Genomic DNA, 17310 nt, shown 5'->3' on the forward strand with positions numbered 1-17310 from the left:
CGCCGGGAGCGCCGGCGCGGTCGGGAGTGTCATGTCAGGCGTCCGTCTGCGGCGTTCAGAACGCCGCGGGGCGCCACTTCAGCAGCCGCTTCTCGAGCCAGGTCAGCAGGTAGTCGGCGGCCAGCGCGACCACGGCCAGCACGATCATCGCCGCGAACACGCCGCTCGCGTTGAACGCGCCCTGGGCGGTGGAGATTAGCAAACCGATGCCCTGCTTGGAACCCAGGAATTCGCCGACGACCGCACCGACCAGCGCGAAGCCGAAGCTCACGTGCAGGCTGGCGAGAATCCAGCTCAGCGCGGACGGGATCACGACCGCCGTGGTGATCTGCCGGCGCGACGCACCGAGGATCTGCGCATTCGCGATCAGGTAGCGGTCGGCTTCGCGCACGCCCTGGAACGCGTTGCCGAACACGACGAAGAACACCATCACGACGGCCAGCGCGATCTTCGACGCCATCCCGAGGCCCAGCGCGATCACGAAGATCGAGCCGAGCACGACGCGCGGAATCGAGTTCGCGATCTGGATGTACAGGCCGAACACGTCGGCCATCAGCTTGTTGCGGCCGAGCACGATCCCGCAGATCACACCGGCAACCGAGCCGATCACGAAGCCGATGCCGGTTTCCTCGAGCGTGACCCACACCTGCGTGAGCAGCGGGCCCTGCGACGTGCCGTTCACGAACCAGTCCTGGATCTGGTCGAAGATCAGCGACGGCATCGAGAAGAAGAACGGATCGATCCACTTGAGGCGTGCGGCGAGTTCCCACCCGCCGAGCACGATCACCAGCACGGCGATCCGCAGCGTGACGATCAGGTTGCGCCGGCGGCGCAGCCGGCGTTGCGCGGCGCGCTCGTCGTCCTCGAGCGTCGTCGCCGGAATGGCGGTGGTGGGAAGCGTCATGTCGGTCATGCTCCTGTCCTTGCTGTTCTTGCCTTGAGCGTATGCGTCAGCCGATCTGCACTTCTTCGCGCAGGTCGTGCCAGATGTCCTTGGAAATTTCGATGAAGCGCGTGTCGTAGCGGATCTCCGACGTGACGCGCGGGCGCGGCAGGTCGATCTCGTACACGCGCTTGAGCGTGGCAGGCCGCGCCGTCAGCACGAACACGCGGTCGGCGAGGGCGATCGCCTCTTCCAGATCGTGCGTGACGAACACGACCGAGCCCTTGTTCGCGGACCAGAGCTGCAGCAGCTCGTCCTGCATCAGCGTGCGCGTCTGCATGTCGAGCGCGGAGAACGGCTCGTCCATCAGCAGGATTTCCGGCTGGTTGATGAAGGTCTGCGCGAGCGCGACGCGCTTCCTCATCCCGCCGGAAAGCTGGTGCGGGTAGTGCTTCGTGAACTTGTCGAGGCCGACCTTGCGGATCCATTCCTCGGCCTGCGCGTACGCGACGTCCTTCGAGCGGCCGCGAAACAGCGGCCCCGCCGCGACGTTGTCGATCACGTTGCGCCACGGGAACACGGCGTCGGCCTGGAACACGAAGCCGATGCGCGGATCGATCCCGTCGACCGGGCGGCCCATCACGCGCACCTCGCCCGACACGGGCTTGAGCAGCCCGGTGATCATGTTCAGCGTGGTCGACTTGCCGCAGCCGGTCGGCCCGACGATCGCGATGAACTCGCCGCGCGCGACGCTCATGCTGAAGTCGCGCAGCGCGACGGTGGCCTTGCCTTCCGGCGAGATGAAGCGGCACGACACGTTGCGAAACTCGATCGCCGGTGTGCTCGGGGAGACTGCCTGGTTCATCGCATTCGTCCTGCGGGTGAGGAGGGCGTCGCATCGTGACGACGCCGGGCCGGTCAACCGGGCCGGAACGGGGGAACGCTCGGCGGCGGGATCGCCGCCGCCGGCGCCGCAACCGGGATCGCTTACTTCGCGTTCACGAAATCGTTCGTGAAAGTGCGCGCCAGGTCGATATGCTTGCCTTTCACCGACGGGTTGAACGCCGACAGCACCTTCAGCACGGTCGCCGGGCCGTCGGCCGGCATCTTGCCGTCGGCCGTGTACATCGGCAGCGACGCCTTCAGCGCGCTCACGTACAGCGCCTTGTCCTTCTGGTAGTCGGCCGGCATCTTCGCGGCGATTTCGTCGGCGCTGTGGGTGTGGATGAACTGCATCGTCTTCGCGAATGCATGCGCGAGCTTGGTGGCCTGCGCCTTGTGCGACTCGGCCCAGGCCGACTGCACGTACAGGCTCGCGGCCGGGTAGGTGCCGCCGAGCGCCGCACGCGTGCCGTCGACGGTGCGCATGTCGACCAGCACCTTCGCGTCGCCCATCTTCTCGAGCGCGGACACGGTCGGCTCGGTCGTCATCCCGGCGTCGATACGGCCCTGCTTGATCGCGGCGATGAAGCTCGCGTCGGCGCCGACCGGCAGCATCGTGTACTGCGTCGACGGCACGCCGTGCTGCAGCGCGAGGTATTGGGTGAGGAAGCTGGTCGACGAGCCGAGGCCGGTCACGCCGAGCGTCTTGCCCTTCGAGTCGGCCATCGACTTGAAGGTCGGCGCGGCCTTGGTCGACACCATCTCGACTTCGCCCGGCACCTGGCCGAACACGGCGATCGCCTTCACGTCCTTGCCCTTGCTCTGCAGGTCGATCGTGTGGTCGTAGAAGCCGACCACGCCCTGCACGGCGCCCGCGAGCAGCTCGTTCTCCGCGTCGACGCCGGCCGGCTGCGACAGCAGCTCGACGTCGAGCCCTTCGGCCTTGAAGTAGCCGAGTTCCTGCGTGAGCCGCGCGGGCAGGTAGATCAGCTTCGCGATCCCGCCGACCATGATCGTGATCTTGCCGCCGTCGTCGGCGAAAGCGGGGTGAGCGGCAAGCGCGCAGCTCAGGCTGGCTGCAACGGCGAGGGTGCGCAGGATGGGTCGCATCGGGTCGTCTCCGTTCGTTGTATTCGTATGGCGCGATGCTTGCTGCATCGTCACGACGAGTATAGGGAGGCGAAACCTTCCGCTACCTTTCGCGGGCGGGCGATTCCTTTAGGGGTTTTCCAGCAACGCAGGGCCGGAACAGGCGGGAAACGGGGGACAGGGGCGGGAGGCGCTCAGCGCCAGCCGGTCAGCACGCGGCCGATCGCGTCGAGCCCCATGTCGAACAGGTGCGACACGAACGGCACGAGGTTCGGGATCATCAGTTGCACGAGCAACAGCCCGACGAGCATCGTGACGGGAAAGCCGACCTGGAACACGCCGATCTGCGGCGCCGCGCGGTTCAGGATGCCGAGCGCGAGGTTCGCGATCAAGAGCGCCGCAACCACCGGCAGCGCGAGCAGCAACCCCATCTCGAACACGGTCGTGCCGAACGCGGCGAGCGTGCGCCAGCCGGGCGCGTGCAGCAGGTCGGCCGACACCGGCAGCGACTGGAACGACGCGGTGAGCGCGGCGAACACCTGCAGGTGGCCGTCCACCGCGAGGAACGCGAGCATCGCGACCGCGTTCAGGAAGCGGCCCATCACGGGCGTCGCGCCGCTCGTGTGCGGATCGAAGAAGGTGGCGAAGCCGAGCCCCATCGACAGCCCGATGAAGTCGCCGGCCGCCTCGACGGCCGCGAACACGATCTGCATCGTGAAGCCCATCGCGACGCCGATCAGGAATTGCGTGACGACGATCCAGATGCCCTGCGCGGAAAACACGGTGACGTCCGGCATCGCGCCGAGCGTGGGCGCGACGACCAGCGCCATGAACGCGGCGAGGCCGATCTTCACGCGGATGGGCACCGCCGCGTGGCCGACGACCGGCGCGGTCGCGACGAGCGCGAGCATCCGCACGAACGGCCACAGGAACGCCGTGAGCCAGCCGTTGAGCTGCGCGTAGGTAACCGAGAACATCGCCGCCGGGTGGTGCGCGCGGCTCAGCCGACGCCGAGCGTCGCGACGTGCAGCAGCGTCTGCCGCAGGTAGTCGAGCATCGTCGTCAGCATCCAGGGGCCGGCGATCACGAGCGTCGCGGCGACCGCGAGCAGCTTCGGGATGAACGACAGCGTCGCCTCGTTGATCTGCGTCGCGGCCTGGAACAGGCTCACGACGAGGCCGACCGCGAGCGCGACCAGCAGCAGCGGGGCGGCCAGCAGCAGGCCGACCATCATCGCCTGGTGCGCCAGGGTCATCACTTGTTCGGGCGTCATCGCGCGTTTCCTCCGCCGCTTACGTAAAGCTCTGCGCGAGCGAGCCGATCAGCAGCTGCCAGCCGTCGACCAGCACGAACAGCATCAGCTTGAACGGCAGCGACACGGTGGACGGCGACACCATCATCATCCCCATCGACATCAGCACGCTCGCGACGACCATGTCGATGATCAGGAACGGGATGAACACCGTGAAGCCGATCTGGAAACCGGTCTTCAGCTCGCTCGTGACGAACGCGGGCACCAGCAGCGACAGCGGCACGTCTTCAGGCCCCTGCATCGGCGCGGCCTTCGAGATCTTCGCGAACAGCGCGAGATCGGTCTCGCGGGTCTGCTTCAGCATGAAGGTCTTGAACGGCGCGACGCCGCGCTGCACCGCCTGCTCCATCGGCATCGAGCCGTCGGAGAACGGCTTGTAGCCGTCGTTGTACGCACGGTCGAGCACCGGCGACATCACGAAGAAGGTGAGGAACATCGCGAGGCCGACGAGCACCTGGTTCGGCGGCGTCGTCGCGGTGCCGAGCGCCTGGCGCAGCAGCGACAGCACGATGATGATGCGCGTGAAGCTCGTCATCATCAGCATCATCGCCGGCAGGAACGACAGCATCGTGAGCAGCAGCATCGTCTGCACGCTCAGCGAATACGTGGTGCCGCCGTGCGGGCCCGGGCTCGCGTTGAAGGCGGGCAGGCCGTTCGCCTGCGCATATGCGAGCGCGGGGGCGAGGCAGAGGATCAGCACGGGCGCGAAGCGCGCCGCGCGATGCAGGAAGGCGTGTTTCATCGGAATGCGGGGTCGGAAAAAGGGCGCGGCGCCATGTCAGCGGTCCTTGCCGCGACCGAGGCGCTTCGCGGCTTCGCCCGCGAGCGCGTCGCGAAACCGCGAGCCGAACGTGCCGGGCAGGCCGCCTTCGGACGGGGCGGCGCCGGCGGGCGCGTCGGCCGAAGCCGTCGTCGCGTGAGCCGCTGCCGAACCGGCCGGCAGCGTGTGCAGCAGTCGCACGTTGCCCGGCGCGACGCCGAGCACGAGCCAGGTGTCGCCGATCTCGACGATCGTCGCGCTTTCCTTCGCGCCGACCGCGACGCTCGACACGACCTTCAGCGGGCCGCCGCGGCGGGCGTGCTGAAAGCCGAAGCGGCGCGCGAGCCATGCGCACGCGAATACGAGACCGATCACGACCGCGAGCCCGACCAGCGTCTGCAGCACCGCGCCGAAGCCGAGCGACGGTGCGGCGGAGCCGACCATCACGCTCGATGCGATCGACCCGGCGTTGTTCACCGCGTTCATGTCGGCGGCGCCGGCCGGTGTGCAGGCAAGCGACGCCGCCATGGCCGCGGCAGCCGCCGCCACGCTTGCGACGCGCACGCGGCGGCCGGGCGCTACTACGTTCATCGATTCAGCTTCCGGATGCGTTCGGCCGGCGTGATGATGTCGGTCAGGCGGATGCCGAACTTGTCGTTGACGACCACGACCTCGCCCTGTGCGATCAGGCAGCCGTTCACGAGCACGTCCATCGGCTCGCCGGCGAGGCCGTCGAGCTCGACGACCGAGCCCTGCGCGAGCTGCAGCAGGTTGCGGATCGCGATCTTCGTGCGGCCGAGCTCCACGGTCATCTTGACCGGGATGTCGAGGATCATCTCGATGTCGTTGTGCGTCGAGGTCGCCGCGGCCTTCGACAGCGGCTGGAACACGCCGGCGCCCGTCGCGCCCGCCTGCACCGGCTGCTGGTTCTGCTCGGCCAGCGCGGCCGCCCAGTCGTCCATGCCCGGATCTTCTTCCGCCGCGGCCGATGCCGCGAGGGCCGCGTCGGCCATCGCTTGTGCGTCGTCCTCGGGCGTCTGGTTCAGCTCACTCATATCCACCTTCCTTCATCGAATCGCCCGCGCTGATCATCTTCTGCACGCGCAACGCATATTGACCATTGAAAATTCCGTAGCCGCATTCCATCACCGGCACGCCGTCGACCTTGGCAGTGATCGTGTCCTCGATTTCCAGCGGCAGCACGTCGCCCGCGCGCAGGTTCAGGATCTTCTCGAAGGTCGACGAGATCTCGGCGAGGTTCGCGGTCAGCTCGACTTCGGCGGCCTGCACCTGCTGCGACAGCACGCGCACCCAGCGGCGGTCGACTTCGAGCGCCTCGCCCTGGATCGGCGAGCTGAGCACGTCGCGGATCGGCTCGATCATCGAGTACGGCATGCAGATGTGCAGCGTGCCGCCCGTCGGCCCGAACTCGATCGAGAACTGCGTGACGATCACGATTTCGTTCGGCGTCGCGACGTTCGCGAACTGCGTGTGCATCTCCGAGCGCACGAATTCGAACTGCAGCGGCCGCACGCTCTTCCACGCGGTCGTGTAGTGCTCGAACACGAGGTTCAGCAGCTTGCCGATGATCCGCTGCTCGGTGGCCGTGAAATCGCGGCCCTCGACGCGCGTGTGAAAGCGCCCGTCGCCGCCGAACAGGTTGTCGACGACGAAGAACACGAGGTTCGGGTCGAACACGAACAGCGACGTGCCGCGCAGCGGCTTCACGTGCACGAGGTTCAGGTTCGTCGGGATCGGCAGGTTGCGGGTGAACTCGCTGTACTTCAGCACCTTCACCTGGCTGACGGAGATTTCCGCCGTGCGCCGCATGAAGTTGAAGATGCCGATCCGCAGCAGGCGCGCAAAGCGGTCGTTGATGATCTCGAGGCCGGGCATCCGGCCGCGGACGATCCGCTCCTGCGTCGCGATGTTGTAGGGGCGGACGCCCGATGTGTCGCGCTGCTCGTCGACTGCATCGGTTTCGCCCGTGACGCCCTTGAGGAGGGCATCGACCTCCTCCTGGGACATGAACTCCTGGTGACCCATACGCGCTCCTTTCGCGGCCGCGTTACTGGACGACGAACTCGGTGAACAGCACGTCGTCGACCTTCGCGCGCTGGTTGCCCGGCTGCGTCGGCTGCTCGATCAGGTCCCGCAGTTCCTTCGCAAGCGAACGTTTGCCGTCCGGCGTCGCGAGTTCCTCGGGATGCTTGTTCGACAGCGCGAGCAGGATCCGGCTGCGGATCTCCGGCATCCGCGCGGTCAGTTGCTCCTGCGCCTTCGGGTCGGTGAGCTTCAGCGACAGGCCGACGCGCAGGTAGTGCTGCGCGCCGTCGTCGGACTGCAGGTTCACGGTCAGCGGGTCGAGCGGGAAGAACACCGGCGCCGCCAGCGGTGCCGGCTCGGCGGGCGTGCTCGCATGGCCGACGCCTTCCTTGCTCAGGAACACGTACATGCCGCCGGCTGCGGCGGCCGCCGCGCCCAGCGCGATGACGGCGATGAGCGCGATGCGCTTGAACTTGCCGGATGAAGCCGGCTTGTCGGCGGTCGGGTTTGCGGTCGTGGAGGCCATGTGAATGCGTGCGTGATGTCTCGTAGCATGCATTGTTCGGCATCCGGGCCGAGCCCGATGGGTGGAAAAGAGGGGGGATTTGCGGCTATCTCAGCCGATTGTCGGCCGGATGCAGGGTAAGTGGGGGCGGAAAGGGCCGCCGGGCTGGCGGCTGAAGCGGGCCTGGCCGGGAGAAGGCGACCATGCCGGGTGCGGAAAGGCCGTCGGGCTGGTGGACGGAGGAGCAGGCGTGGCCGGAAGGTGGTGCCGTTTCCGCAGCTCGGGGTCTGTCGCGCCGAAAGGCGGCGGGCACGATCGGGTCGTGCCGGCGCGCGGCGGGCGTCGGCCGCCCGGTCAGATCGGCAGCAGCGTCAGGAGCGGCGCGATCAGCACCATCGCGACGCCGGCGATCATCATCGTCAGGCTCGACACGACGCCTTCCTCGCTGCCGATCTCGCGTGCCTTCGCGGTGCCCACGCCGTGGGCGGCCGCGCCGAACAGCGCGCCGCGCGCCAGCCGCGTGCGCATCGGCACCAGCGCGAGCACCAGCTCGCCGAGCAGCATCCCGCAGATGCCGGTCGCGATCACGAACAGCGCGGTGAGATCCTTCGGCGCGTGGATCTTGTCCGACACCGCAAGTGCGAACGGCGTCGACACCGAGCGCGTCATCAGCGAGCGCTGCAGGTCGGGCGACAGGTGGAGCAGCTTCGCGAGCAGCAGCGACCCGCACACGCCCGCGCCGATCCCGACTGCGACGCCGACCGACAGCGACAGCCAGTGGCGGCGGATCAGGTCGCGATAGTCGTAGATCGGCACCGCGAACGCGATCGTCGCCGGGCCGAGCAGCCACATCAGCCAGCGCGTGTCGCGGAAGTAGACCGAATACGGGATGCCGGTCAGCAGGACGAGCAGCACCAGCACGCCCGGCACGAACACGAGCGGCGAGAACAGCAGCGTCTTCTTGTACGCGTAGAGCCGCTTCGACGCGAAGTACAGCACGACCGTCAGCACGAAGCAGCCGAACGAGATCGCGGTGTTCGCCTGGTCGGCGGACAGGTTCGACAATGCGGCAAGCATGGCAGGCTCCGGCTCAGTGGGCGGACACGGCGCTCAGGCGCGCGCGGCGGCGTTCGGCGAACACGCGCTGCGCGGCGAGCCGGCGCTCGAGCTTCGCGGCGAGGTCGACCGCGACGGCCACCGCGACCATCACGAACGCGGTGCCGGCGAGCATCACCAGCGCGATGCGCCAGCCGTCCTCGCGGAACAACCCGCCGTACTGCACGGCCGCGACGGCGGCCGGCACGAAGAACAGCAGCATGTCGGACAGCAGCCAGTTCGCGCCGTCCTTCACCCACGCGGGCGCGACGCGGCCCGAGAACAGCAGCACCAGGAGCACCGCGAGGCCGATCACGCCGGACGGAATCGGCAGCCCGATCTTGCGCACGGCCCAGTCGACCGCCATCCACAGCACGCCGAGCGCGGCGGCCTGCAGCGCGATCCGGCCCGTGTGCGCCATGCTGCCCGAAGCAGCGGGGCGGGCGGCGAGTGCGGCGGTCGGCTTGGTCATGGCAGGCTCCCTACAGATATTCCGTTGATGGTGGGAGTATAGGGTTTCCCCTAACCATAAATAAAATGACTTGTCTCTATCCTTGTCATTCCAATTCGGAATTCATTCAGATCGCCGCACCAATTTGGGGAGTCATCGATGGAATTGCGCGCGCTGCGGTACTTCGTCGAGGTGGTTCGCCAGCAGAGTTTCACGGCGGCCGCCGACAAGCTGTTCGTGACCCAGCCGACCATCAGCAAGATGGTGAAGGCGCTCGAGGACGAGATCGGCTCGCCGCTGCTGCTGCGCGACGGGCGGCAGATGGTACTGACCGACGCGGGGCGGATCGTGTTCCAGCGCGGCCAGGACGTGCTCGCCGCGCAGGCGCAGCTGCAGTCGGAGCTGAACGATCTCGGCACGCTCGGGCGCGGCGAGCTGACGATCGGGATCCCGCCGCTCGGCGGCTCGCTGTTCACGCCGATCATCGCCGCGTACAAGCAGCGCTATCCGAACATCGAGTTGAAGCTGTTCGAGCAGGGCGCGCGGATGATCGAGGCCGCGCTGACGTCGGGCGAGCTGGAGCTGGGCGGGCTGCTGGAGCCGGTCGATCCCGGCACCTTCGAGCGGCTGCCGATGGTGCGCGCGCCGCTGTGGCTCGTCGCGCCACGCGAGTCGCGCTGGGAGGAGCATGCGGCGGTGCCGCTCGGGGATCTCGCGCGCGAGTCGTTCGTGTTCTACGCGGAAAGCCTCGCGCTGCACGATGCGGTGCTGGACGCGTGCCGGCAGGTCGGTTTCACGCCGTCGATCGTGAGCCGCAGCGGCCACTGGGATTTCATGGCCGCGCTCGTGCATGCGGGAGTCGGCATCGCGCTGCTGCCTGAGCCGTATTGCCGGCGGCTCGACGCGGGCCAGTTCACGTGCCGGCCGATCGTCGAGCCGGAGATCACGTGGGCGATCGCGCTCGGCTGGCTGAAGAAAGGGTATCTGTCGCACGCGGCGCGCGCGTGGCTTGAAGTGGCGCGGGCGACGCTGCCGATCGCGCCCGGCGACGATCTGGCGTTCGGCGGGTTGCGGGCGAGGGAGTGAGGCCCGCCGAGGCGGGCGCAATCAGACGTGCTTGATCGGGCCCGGATAGCGGGCGACAGTATGATCGTGCGTGAGCAGCGTGATGCCTTCCGAGATCGCCTGGGCGACCAGGAGACGGTCAAACGGATCGCGGTGAATCGACGGCAATTGTTCGACCGCAAGTGCGTGTGCGCTCGTGATCGGCAATTCCACGTAGCCGACATCAATGAGATTGCGACGGAGCACGTTTGGATCTACCTGGAAATCGTCGCGATCCAGTCCACGCTTGATGACGATCTCCCAGAGGCTCGCAACGCTGAAAAGCGGTGTACAGGCGGGATCCTCGATGAGTGCACTGGCACGGGCGGGCAGCTCGGCCGCACCGGCTGCCGCCCAAAGAAGCAAGTGTGTGTCGAGCAGCAACTTCATGCGTCACCCTCGAACAGCTTGCCGATTTCGTCGCTCCCCATCGTGTCGAAATCGGCCGGGACACTGATCTGGTCCTTCATGAAACCGATCCGGCTTGGCCGGACGGGATCCGGCGTATCGATCGGAACCACCTTGACGAGCGGCTTGCCCGCTTTCGCGATCACGAACGGTTCGCCGGCATGAACGGCCTCGTCGATCAAACGCGACAGGTTCGTTTTCGCGTCGTGCATGTTGTAGGTATGCATCGCATCCTCCAATTGAACTAAGTTCAAATATTTCGTTAGCTTAGTTCAATCGAGGAAAGCAAGCAAGGCGCAAACCGAGAGCGCCAGCCGACAGTCATGCCGCTTTCAATGCCCCATCGCCGGCCCCGCACCCTTCCTCGGCTTCGTGACCCACACGAGCAACGCGAGCGCGCCGAACATGAACGCCGACAGCAGGAAGAAGTCGTTGGTCGCCATCATGAAGCCCTGCTGGGTGACGAGCTGGTTGAGCTGCGCATTGGCCGTCTGGCCGACGATGCCGAGCTGCGACAGCGCGCCCTGGTAGTCGGTCGTGCTCTGCGCATACACGCTCACCGATTCCGACAGCCGCGCGTGGTGGTAGATCGCGTCGTTCTCCCAGAACGTCGAGCTGGCCGCGGTGCCGATCGCGCCGGACAGCGTGCGCAGGAAGTTCGACAGCCCCGATGCACTTGCGAGCCGCTCGTCGGGGATGCTCGACAGCGTGATCGTCGTCATCGGCACGAAGAAGCACGCGACGCCGATCCCCTGCACGAGACGCGGCAGGATCACATGGTTGAACGGCACGTCGAGCGTAAACGTCGAGTTCCAGATCGACACGCCGGCGAACACGATGAATGCGAAGCTCGCGACCATCCGCAGGTCGAGCCGGTGCATGTTGCGGCCGATCAGCGGCGACAGCACGAGCGCGAGCAGCCCGACCGGCGCGGTCGCGAGGCCGGCCTTGCCGGCCGTGTAGCCCATCACCGTCTGCAGCCACAGCGGGAAGATCACGACCGAGCCGAAGAACGCCATGAAGCCGAACGAGATGATCATCGCGCCGAGCGCGAAGTTTCGATCCTTGAAGAGCGACAGGTCGACCACCGGCTCCTTCTCGGTCGCCTCCCACACGAGCATGAACGCGAGCGACACGACCGCGATCAGCGCCAGCGCGACGATGAACGTCGAGTTGAACCAGTCGCGGTCCTTGCCGAGGTCGAGCATCATCTGCAGGCACGACACGCCGATCACGAGCAGCGCGAGGCCGATTGCGTCGATCCGCTGCTTCGACGTCTTCGTCTCGCGGCCGCGCAGCAGGAAATACGCGCAGGTCGCCGAGAAGATGCCGATCGGCAGGTTGATGTAGAAGATCCACGGCCACGTGTAGTTGTCGCTGATCCAGCCGCCCAGCAACGGGCCGAAGATCGGCGCGACGATCACCGTCATCGCCCATAGCCCGAGCGCGAGCCCTCGCTTCGCGGGCGGGTAGCTGCGCATCAGGATCGTCTGCGACAGCGGCACCATCGGCCCCGACACGAGGCCCTGCAGCAGCCGGAACGCGATCAGCGTCTCGAAGTTGGTCGCGAGGCCGCACAGCGCCGATGCGACCGTGAACGCGAGCACCGACAGCGTGAACAGGCGCACCTCGCCGACCCGCCGCGCGAGCCAGCCAGTGAGCGGCACCGCGATTGCGGACGCCACCGAGTACGACGAGATCACCCAGGTGCCTTCGCTCGTCGCGACGCCGAGGCTGCCCGAAATGGTCGGCACCGCGACGTTCGCGATCGACGTGTCGAGCACTTCCATGAAGGTGCCGAGCGCGAGCCCGACGGTGAGCAGCGCGAGTGCACCGCCGGACAGCGGTGCGGGCGAAGCGGCCGGCGAGGCGGCAGATGCCGTGGTGGCGGACATCGAAATCTCCTAGACGCGGCGCGCGCGACGCGCCGGCACAACGCACGGGTGTGCGCCGCAGCGCAGCCCGGCCGGGTGGAACGGATCAACGGAAAAGGGGAGCGCGTGCCCTGTCATCTTCTGCCCAGACAGATAAATAAGCGAACGCTTAACCTAGACATGGGGCCTCCGCGCACATCAGCCGTCCGCCTCTTCGTCGGGTGTCGGGCAACCGGTCGAGCCGGGCCCGTTGGCGATGAAGCGTTGCAGCAGGCCGGTGAGCGTCGCGAGCTCGTCAGCCGAGAAACCGTCGAGCTGCGCGTTGAGCGCAGTCGCGATCAGCGACGGCAGCGCCCGGGCGGCGTCGGCGCCGCGTTCGGTCAGCGTCAGCTCGATCATCCGGCGGTCCTGCTCGCTGCGCGAGCGGGCGACCAGCCCCTTGCGTTCGAGCCGGTCGAGCATCCGCGTCATCGAGCCGCTGTCATACGACATCTTGCGGGACAGCTCGAACGGCGTGCGCGCGTAGCCGCGCGACAACAGCAGGATCACGCCGATCTGCTGCGCGGTGAGGTCGAGCGGTTCGAGCGCACGGTCCATCCGCTCGACGAGCGCCTGCTTCGCCTTCGACAGGTAATAGCCGAGGCTGGTTTCCAGCGCGATGTTCTCGGGATCGTAGAGGCCGCCGGTCATGCGATTGCGCGCGCAGCAATAGTGCGTTTCAGATTTAAACGCGCCCAGTATCTTGAAAATTGATTGCTTAGTCAATATTATTTGAGGCAACCAGTTACGACGTGCATGTTGCACTGCCGGAGACTATGTTCTGACCGATGCGCCCGCGCTGCGGGCACCCCGAGGATGTTCGCGATGCTGTTCCTGAAAAATGCCGCCGGCGCGCTGCGCCGCAACCTGACCGATACCGCTCATCATGCGTTTTCCGGGCCGCACCGCGGCTGGAAGATCGCGCTGTACGTGACGATGCTGGTGGTCCCGGGCGGCTCGCTCGCGGCGCTCGGGTTCGCATGGTTCGATCATCGCCGGCAGCGCAACGCGAAAGACGGCGCTCGCCGCACGGGCCAGCCGGCCGCGACGGAGCCGTCGACATGGCGGTCCGCCGCCGAACCGCTCCCGCTGCCCGCGCGCTGCCACTGACATCGCGCGTCTCCCGCCTTCCTGACTGCTCCGACTGAGCGCCGGCCGCGCCCCGCACGGCCGGCGTCGCACACCCGTCTTCCCGCCCGCTGGCCGTAATGGCCGGTAAACCGGCCGCTCGTGCCGGTAACACATTCCTGTCGCCGCGCACCGTACCCTTGGGGCTGCGCAGCTTTCCCGCCGTCAGTTACCATTTGTCCGCCAGCGGCACGACGACCGCATCGCGCGACGCCGCTCGCCGGCCGTCGCGCCCAGACAGGAAAATCACCATGCCGTACGCCACCCTCCCGCGCGCCCTTCGCCCGCTGAGCGCCGCCGTCGCCGTTGCGACGGCCGTGCTGCTCGCCGGCTGCGCCGTCGGGCCCGACTATCACCGGCCCGACACGTCGATCCCCGCCGCGTACAAGGAAGCGCCGGCCGGCTGGAAGGTCGCGCAGCCCGCCGACCGCACCGACCGCGGCGCGTGGTGGTCGGTCTACAACGATCCGCAGCTCGATGCGCTGATCGGCAAGCTCAACGCATCGAACCAGACCATCGCGCAATCGGCCGCCGCGTACCGGCAGGCGCGCGCGCTCGTCACCGAGGCGCGGGCCGCGTATTTCCCGACCGTCGGGCTGACCGCATCGGGCTCGCGCGCCCGCACGCCGCGCACGTCGGTGTCGTCGGGTTCATCGTCGAGTTTCGGCAGCGGTTCGACCGGCTCGATCAACAACAGCTACAGCATCGGCCTCGACGCGAGCTGGGAACCCGACCTGTGGGGCAAGGTGAGCCGTACCGTCAGCGCACAGCGTGCCGGCGAAGCGGCCGCCGCGGCCGATCTCGCCAATGCGCGGCTGTCGCAGCAGGCGCTGCTCGCGCAGACCTATTTCCAGCTGCGCACGTCCGATGCGCTGCAGAAGCTGCTCGACGACACCGTGAAGTCGTACGAACAGTCGCTGAAACTCACGCAGAACCAGTACGCGCAGGGTGTCGCCGCGCGCGCGGACGTGATCCAGGCGCAGACGCAACTGCAGAGCGCGCAGGCCGCGTCGATCGACAACGGCGTCGCGCGCGCGCAGTACGAGCATGCGATCGCGACGCTGATCGGCGAGCCGGCATCGACCTTCTCGCTGCCGCCGAATCCGCTCACGGCCGAGCCGCCGATCACGCCGGTCGACGTGCCGTCCGCGATCCTCGAGCGCCGGCCCGACATCGCCGCGGCCGAGCGCCGTGCGGCGGCCGCGAACGAGCAGATCGGCGTCGCGATCGCCGCGTTCTTCCCGACCCTCACGCTGTCGGCCACCGGCGGCTTCCAGAGCTCGGTGTGGTCGCAGCTGTTCACGCTGCCGGCACGCTTCTGGACGGTCGGCCCGCAGCTCGCGGCGACGCTGTTCGACGCCGGACTGCGCGCCGCGCAGACCGACGCCGCGCGCGCGACCTACGACCAGGACGTCGCCGCGTACCGCCTCGCGGTGCTCACCGCGTTCCAGGACGTCGAGGACAACCTCGCGTCGCAACGCATCCTCGCGCAGGAAATCGACGTGCAGCGGCAGGCGGTCGACAGCGCCGAGCATTCGCTCGCGATCGTCACGAACCAGTACAAGGCCGGCACGGTCGCCTACCTGAACGTGCTGACCGCGCAAACCACCGCATTCACCGCGCAGCAGAAGCTCGCGACGATCTCCGGGCAGCGGATGACGTCGTCGGTCGGGCTCGTGAAGGCGCTCGGCGGCGGCTGGAACGTAGCGGAGATGGCGCGCGAGAACGGCGACATGGCGGCACCGGCACCCGTGCCGGCGTCCGGTGCGGCCGCGCCCGCGGCCACCGCACCGTCGGTTGCCGCGCCGCTCGCGCAGAAGTAGGAAGGGAAGGGCGACGCGCGCGTCAGCGCTGCGCGTCGCCGAAGATCAGCGATACCTCGTTGTTCCCGATCGGGTGGCCGAGCAGGTTCAGCAGCCCCGCGAGGTTCGCCTGCTGTTCGGGCGCCGAATGCGCGGTGCCGCGGAACGATCCCTGGCCCGGGCCGAAGTTGCCGTGGCCGTCGAGGAACAGCGGGCCGTGCGTCGTTGACAGGTCGAGGTCGGCGCCGGCCCCCTTCGCCTGCAGCACCGCACGGTACGAACCGAGCGGCTTCACGCGCGAGACGCGCGAACTCATCGAGTCGATCGTCACCGTCAGCTGGCCGAACGCGTTGTTGCCGATCAGGCGCCAGTCGCTCCAGCCGAGCCGCACGTCGCCCTGCAGGTCGAGCGTGTTGAACGGCGTGCCGAGCCCCGCGAGCAGCGACGCGGGCACGGCCATCGTGCCCGCCGACAGCACCGCGCCGCGCCACGTCGCATCGAGCGTGACCGCATCGGGCATCGCCTCGGTCTGCCGCATGCGCATCTGCACGCGCCCGGTCAGCAGCGGCCAGAAACCCGTGGTCCATTCGACCCGGCCCGGCAGCAGCGTCGCCGCGCTCTGGTCGACCCCCGGCGCGAGCATCAGCGTGCCGGAGCCGTGCCACAGCGACCCGTCGGGATCGACGAGATTCACGTGCCCGCCGGTCGCGCGTGCGAACTGCGGTGCGATCCACGCGGCCGGTGCGAGCGCGACGAGCGTCACCGCCGTCGCCAAGCCACCCGCCAGTACCCACGGCAATGCGGTGGCGAACCGCTTGATCCCCGGCCTCATCGGCCGACCGCCACTTGCGTCATCCAACTGCGTCATTTCTGCGTAGACGGTTGCATCACGGCCGTCAGGTCGACCTGGCCGTCGTCCTTCAGCGCGGTCGCATGCGCCTCGCCGACCTGCACCTTGAACTGCCGGCGCGCATCGTCGAGCCACTGCGTCCACGCCGGGAACGACACGTTCTTCATCTGGACCTGCACGCCGTTGCCGACGATCTGCACCTGCGCACCCTGCAGCCCGTGATCGGACAGCGACGCGGTCAGCGCGTCCTTCAGCGCGAGGCCGGTCGGTGCCACGCCCTGCGCGGCGGCCGTCAGCGACTTCGCCTCGTTCGCCTGCGCGGTCATTTGCGCGAGCTCGCGGCGCATCGTCGGCAGCTCGCGCTGGATCCGCGCGCGGCCTTCCTGCGCGGGCGACCACAGCACCGAATACGCGATCGCGACCGCCAGCACGGTGCCGCCCCAACCGAGCAACATCTTTTCGCGCTGGGAGCGCTCGCCCCAGAACTGGGCCAGCGTCTGGTTCAGTTGTTCGGTCTTCATGAGCGGCTCCGGATCGTCCATTTGCCCGTGTTGCTGTCGACTTCGCCGGACAGTCCGTTACGCGCGAGGCGCTGCGTGAAATCGGGATCGACCTTGACCTCCGGCTTGAAGCCGACATCGAGCTTCCGGTCGTGATAGTCGAGCGACGCGATGCCGTTCAGCGGCAGCGCGCCCATCGAACGCGACAGCCCGCTCGACAGCGCGAGGAAATCGTTCGGCGACAGCTCGCCGGCCGCCAGGCGCAACTGGTCGAGCTGGCGCTGCATCTGCGCGGGCGGATCGAGCACCGTCGTCGTCTTCGGGAACGCGGACAGCAGCGTCTCGGTGATCTGTGCGGACAGTGCATCGCGCTCGCGCGACAGCTTCCACCAGTGCAGGTTCATCCCGATCACCGCCACGCCGAGGGTCGCCGCGACGAGCGCGAGCGGCACGCGCAGGCGCTTCACGAACGGCAGGATGCGCGACACGCCCATCTCGACGAACGACCCGGCTATCACGACGCCGAAGATCGCGGCCATCACGGTTTCGACCGGCGTGCCTTGCTTGACCATCAGGCTGCCG

22 protein-coding genes are annotated in these 17310 nt (G+C 67.9%); 3 read left to right on the forward strand and 19 right to left on the reverse strand.

The annotated features are described in order from the left end of the window. Positions 1 to 55 precede the first annotated feature (55 nt). The 12 genes from G3N61_RS22340 to G3N61_RS22395 form a co-directional block, all read right to left on the reverse strand. The gene (locus G3N61_RS22340; protein WP_043185210.1) at positions 56 to 904 is read right to left on the reverse strand and encodes an ABC transporter permease; all 849 of its coding nucleotides are present in this window, start codon (positions 902 to 904) and stop codon (positions 56 to 58) included. 46 nt (positions 905 to 950) lie between these two features. Beyond that, the gene (locus G3N61_RS22345) at positions 951 to 1748 is read right to left on the reverse strand and encodes an ABC transporter ATP-binding protein (protein WP_043184810.1); all 798 of its coding nucleotides are present in this window, start codon (positions 1746 to 1748) and stop codon (positions 951 to 953) included. 122 nt (positions 1749 to 1870) lie between these two features. Then, the gene (locus G3N61_RS22350) at positions 1871 to 2875 is read right to left on the reverse strand and encodes an ABC transporter substrate-binding protein (RefSeq protein ID WP_043184811.1); all 1005 of its coding nucleotides are present in this window, start codon (positions 2873 to 2875) and stop codon (positions 1871 to 1873) included. Between the two features lie 173 nt (positions 2876 to 3048). Next, a complete protein-coding gene (gene fliR / locus G3N61_RS22355) occupies positions 3049 to 3831 on the reverse strand; it encodes a flagellar biosynthetic protein FliR (protein WP_043184812.1) in 783 nt (260 codons plus the stop codon). 23 nt (positions 3832 to 3854) lie between these two features. Continuing rightward, entirely contained in the window at positions 3855 to 4127 is a 273-nt protein-coding gene (gene fliQ, locus G3N61_RS22360; protein WP_006491272.1) for a flagellar biosynthesis protein FliQ, read from the reverse strand. Between the two features lie 19 nt (positions 4128 to 4146). Next, positions 4147 to 4908 carry a flagellar type III secretion system pore protein FliP gene (fliP, locus tag G3N61_RS22365; RefSeq protein WP_043184813.1) on the reverse strand — a complete coding sequence of 254 codons (762 nt, stop codon included), beginning with the start codon at positions 4906 to 4908 and terminating at the stop codon, positions 4147 to 4149. A gap of 36 nt (positions 4909 to 4944) precedes the next feature. Next, positions 4945 to 5517: a flagellar biosynthetic protein FliO gene (gene fliO, locus G3N61_RS22370; protein ID WP_043184814.1), complete on the reverse strand. Its 573-nt coding sequence runs from the start codon at positions 5515 to 5517 to the stop codon at positions 4945 to 4947. Beyond that, positions 5514 to 5981, reverse strand: a complete 468-nt coding sequence (gene fliN, locus G3N61_RS22375; RefSeq protein ID WP_089449618.1) for a flagellar motor switch protein FliN — start codon at positions 5979 to 5981, stop codon at positions 5514 to 5516. The genes fliO and fliN overlap by 4 nt, the downstream gene beginning before the upstream one ends. Beyond that, positions 5974 to 6972: a flagellar motor switch protein FliM gene (fliM, locus tag G3N61_RS22380; protein WP_043184817.1), complete on the reverse strand. Its 999-nt coding sequence runs from the start codon at positions 6970 to 6972 to the stop codon at positions 5974 to 5976. Before fliM ends, fliN begins: the two co-directional genes overlap by 8 nt. Positions 6973 to 6994: 22 nt before the next feature. Continuing rightward, positions 6995 to 7531 (reverse strand): flagellar basal body-associated protein FliL, encoded by a 537-nt coding sequence (gene fliL, locus G3N61_RS22385; protein ID WP_143330941.1) that lies wholly within the window; start codon positions 7529 to 7531, stop codon positions 6995 to 6997. 300 nt (positions 7532 to 7831) lie between these two features. Then, positions 7832 to 8554: an LrgB family protein gene (locus tag G3N61_RS22390; RefSeq protein ID WP_043184819.1), complete on the reverse strand. Its 723-nt coding sequence runs from the start codon at positions 8552 to 8554 to the stop codon at positions 7832 to 7834. Between the two features lie 13 nt (positions 8555 to 8567). Continuing rightward, a complete protein-coding gene (locus G3N61_RS22395) occupies positions 8568 to 9044 on the reverse strand; it encodes a CidA/LrgA family protein (RefSeq protein ID WP_175026078.1) in 477 nt (158 codons plus the stop codon). A gap of 138 nt (positions 9045 to 9182) precedes the next feature. On the opposite strand from G3N61_RS22395, the gene G3N61_RS22400 reads away from it, so the two are divergent. After that, on the forward strand, positions 9183 to 10109 hold the full coding sequence (locus G3N61_RS22400) for a LysR family transcriptional regulator (RefSeq protein WP_205823604.1): 927 nt from the start codon (positions 9183 to 9185) through the stop codon (positions 10107 to 10109). A 21-nt stretch (positions 10110 to 10130) separates the two neighbouring features. Here G3N61_RS22400 and G3N61_RS22405 read toward each other — a convergent pair whose 3' ends face one another. The 4 genes from G3N61_RS22405 to G3N61_RS22420 form a co-directional block, all read right to left on the reverse strand. Further along, on the reverse strand, positions 10131 to 10517 hold the full coding sequence (locus G3N61_RS22405; protein WP_205823605.1) for a type II toxin-antitoxin system VapC family toxin: 387 nt from the start codon (positions 10515 to 10517) through the stop codon (positions 10131 to 10133). Then, entirely contained in the window at positions 10514 to 10762 is a 249-nt protein-coding gene (locus G3N61_RS22410; protein ID WP_205823606.1) for a type II toxin-antitoxin system prevent-host-death family antitoxin, read from the reverse strand. Before G3N61_RS22410 ends, G3N61_RS22405 begins: the two co-directional genes overlap by 4 nt. 105 nt (positions 10763 to 10867) lie before the next feature. Beyond that, positions 10868 to 12430: a DHA2 family efflux MFS transporter permease subunit gene (locus G3N61_RS22415; protein WP_043184824.1), complete on the reverse strand. Its 1563-nt coding sequence runs from the start codon at positions 12428 to 12430 to the stop codon at positions 10868 to 10870. 177 nt (positions 12431 to 12607) lie between these two features. Further along, the gene (locus G3N61_RS22420) at positions 12608 to 13099 is read right to left on the reverse strand and encodes a MarR family transcriptional regulator (RefSeq protein WP_043184825.1); all 492 of its coding nucleotides are present in this window, start codon (positions 13097 to 13099) and stop codon (positions 12608 to 12610) included. A gap of 174 nt (positions 13100 to 13273) precedes the next feature. Between G3N61_RS22420 and G3N61_RS22425 the strand changes: the two genes are divergently transcribed. Both G3N61_RS22425 and G3N61_RS22430 read left to right on the forward strand, forming a co-directional pair. Then, positions 13274 to 13558, forward strand: coding sequence for a multidrug ABC transporter ATPase (locus G3N61_RS22425; RefSeq protein WP_011350474.1), 285 nt, complete (start codon positions 13274 to 13276; stop codon positions 13556 to 13558). Positions 13559 to 13827: 269 nt separating this feature from the next. Next, a complete protein-coding gene (locus G3N61_RS22430) occupies positions 13828 to 15399 on the forward strand; it encodes an efflux transporter outer membrane subunit (RefSeq protein WP_205823607.1) in 1572 nt (523 codons plus the stop codon). A 22-nt stretch (positions 15400 to 15421) separates the two neighbouring features. On the opposite strand, the gene G3N61_RS22435 is transcribed toward G3N61_RS22430, so the two are convergent. The 3 genes from G3N61_RS22435 to gspL all read right to left on the reverse strand — a co-directional run. After that, on the reverse strand, positions 15422 to 16210 hold the full coding sequence (locus G3N61_RS22435; protein ID WP_205823608.1) for a type II secretion system protein N: 789 nt from the start codon (positions 16208 to 16210) through the stop codon (positions 15422 to 15424). Positions 16211 to 16242: 32 nt separating this feature from the next. Then, positions 16243 to 16749 carry a type II secretion system protein M gene (locus G3N61_RS22440; protein ID WP_043185212.1) on the reverse strand — a complete coding sequence of 169 codons (507 nt, stop codon included), beginning with the start codon at positions 16747 to 16749 and terminating at the stop codon, positions 16243 to 16245. Continuing rightward, a partial coding sequence (gene gspL / locus G3N61_RS22445; RefSeq protein ID WP_241017853.1) for a type II secretion system protein GspL occupies positions 16746 to 17310 on the reverse strand: 565 nt, incomplete at its 5' end. The genes G3N61_RS22440 and gspL, both read right to left, overlap by 4 nt.

The organism is Burkholderia sp. Ac-20349 (genome assembly GCF_017104865.1).
GTDB classification, from domain to species: domain Bacteria; phylum Pseudomonadota; class Gammaproteobacteria; order Burkholderiales; family Burkholderiaceae; genus Burkholderia; species Burkholderia aenigmatica.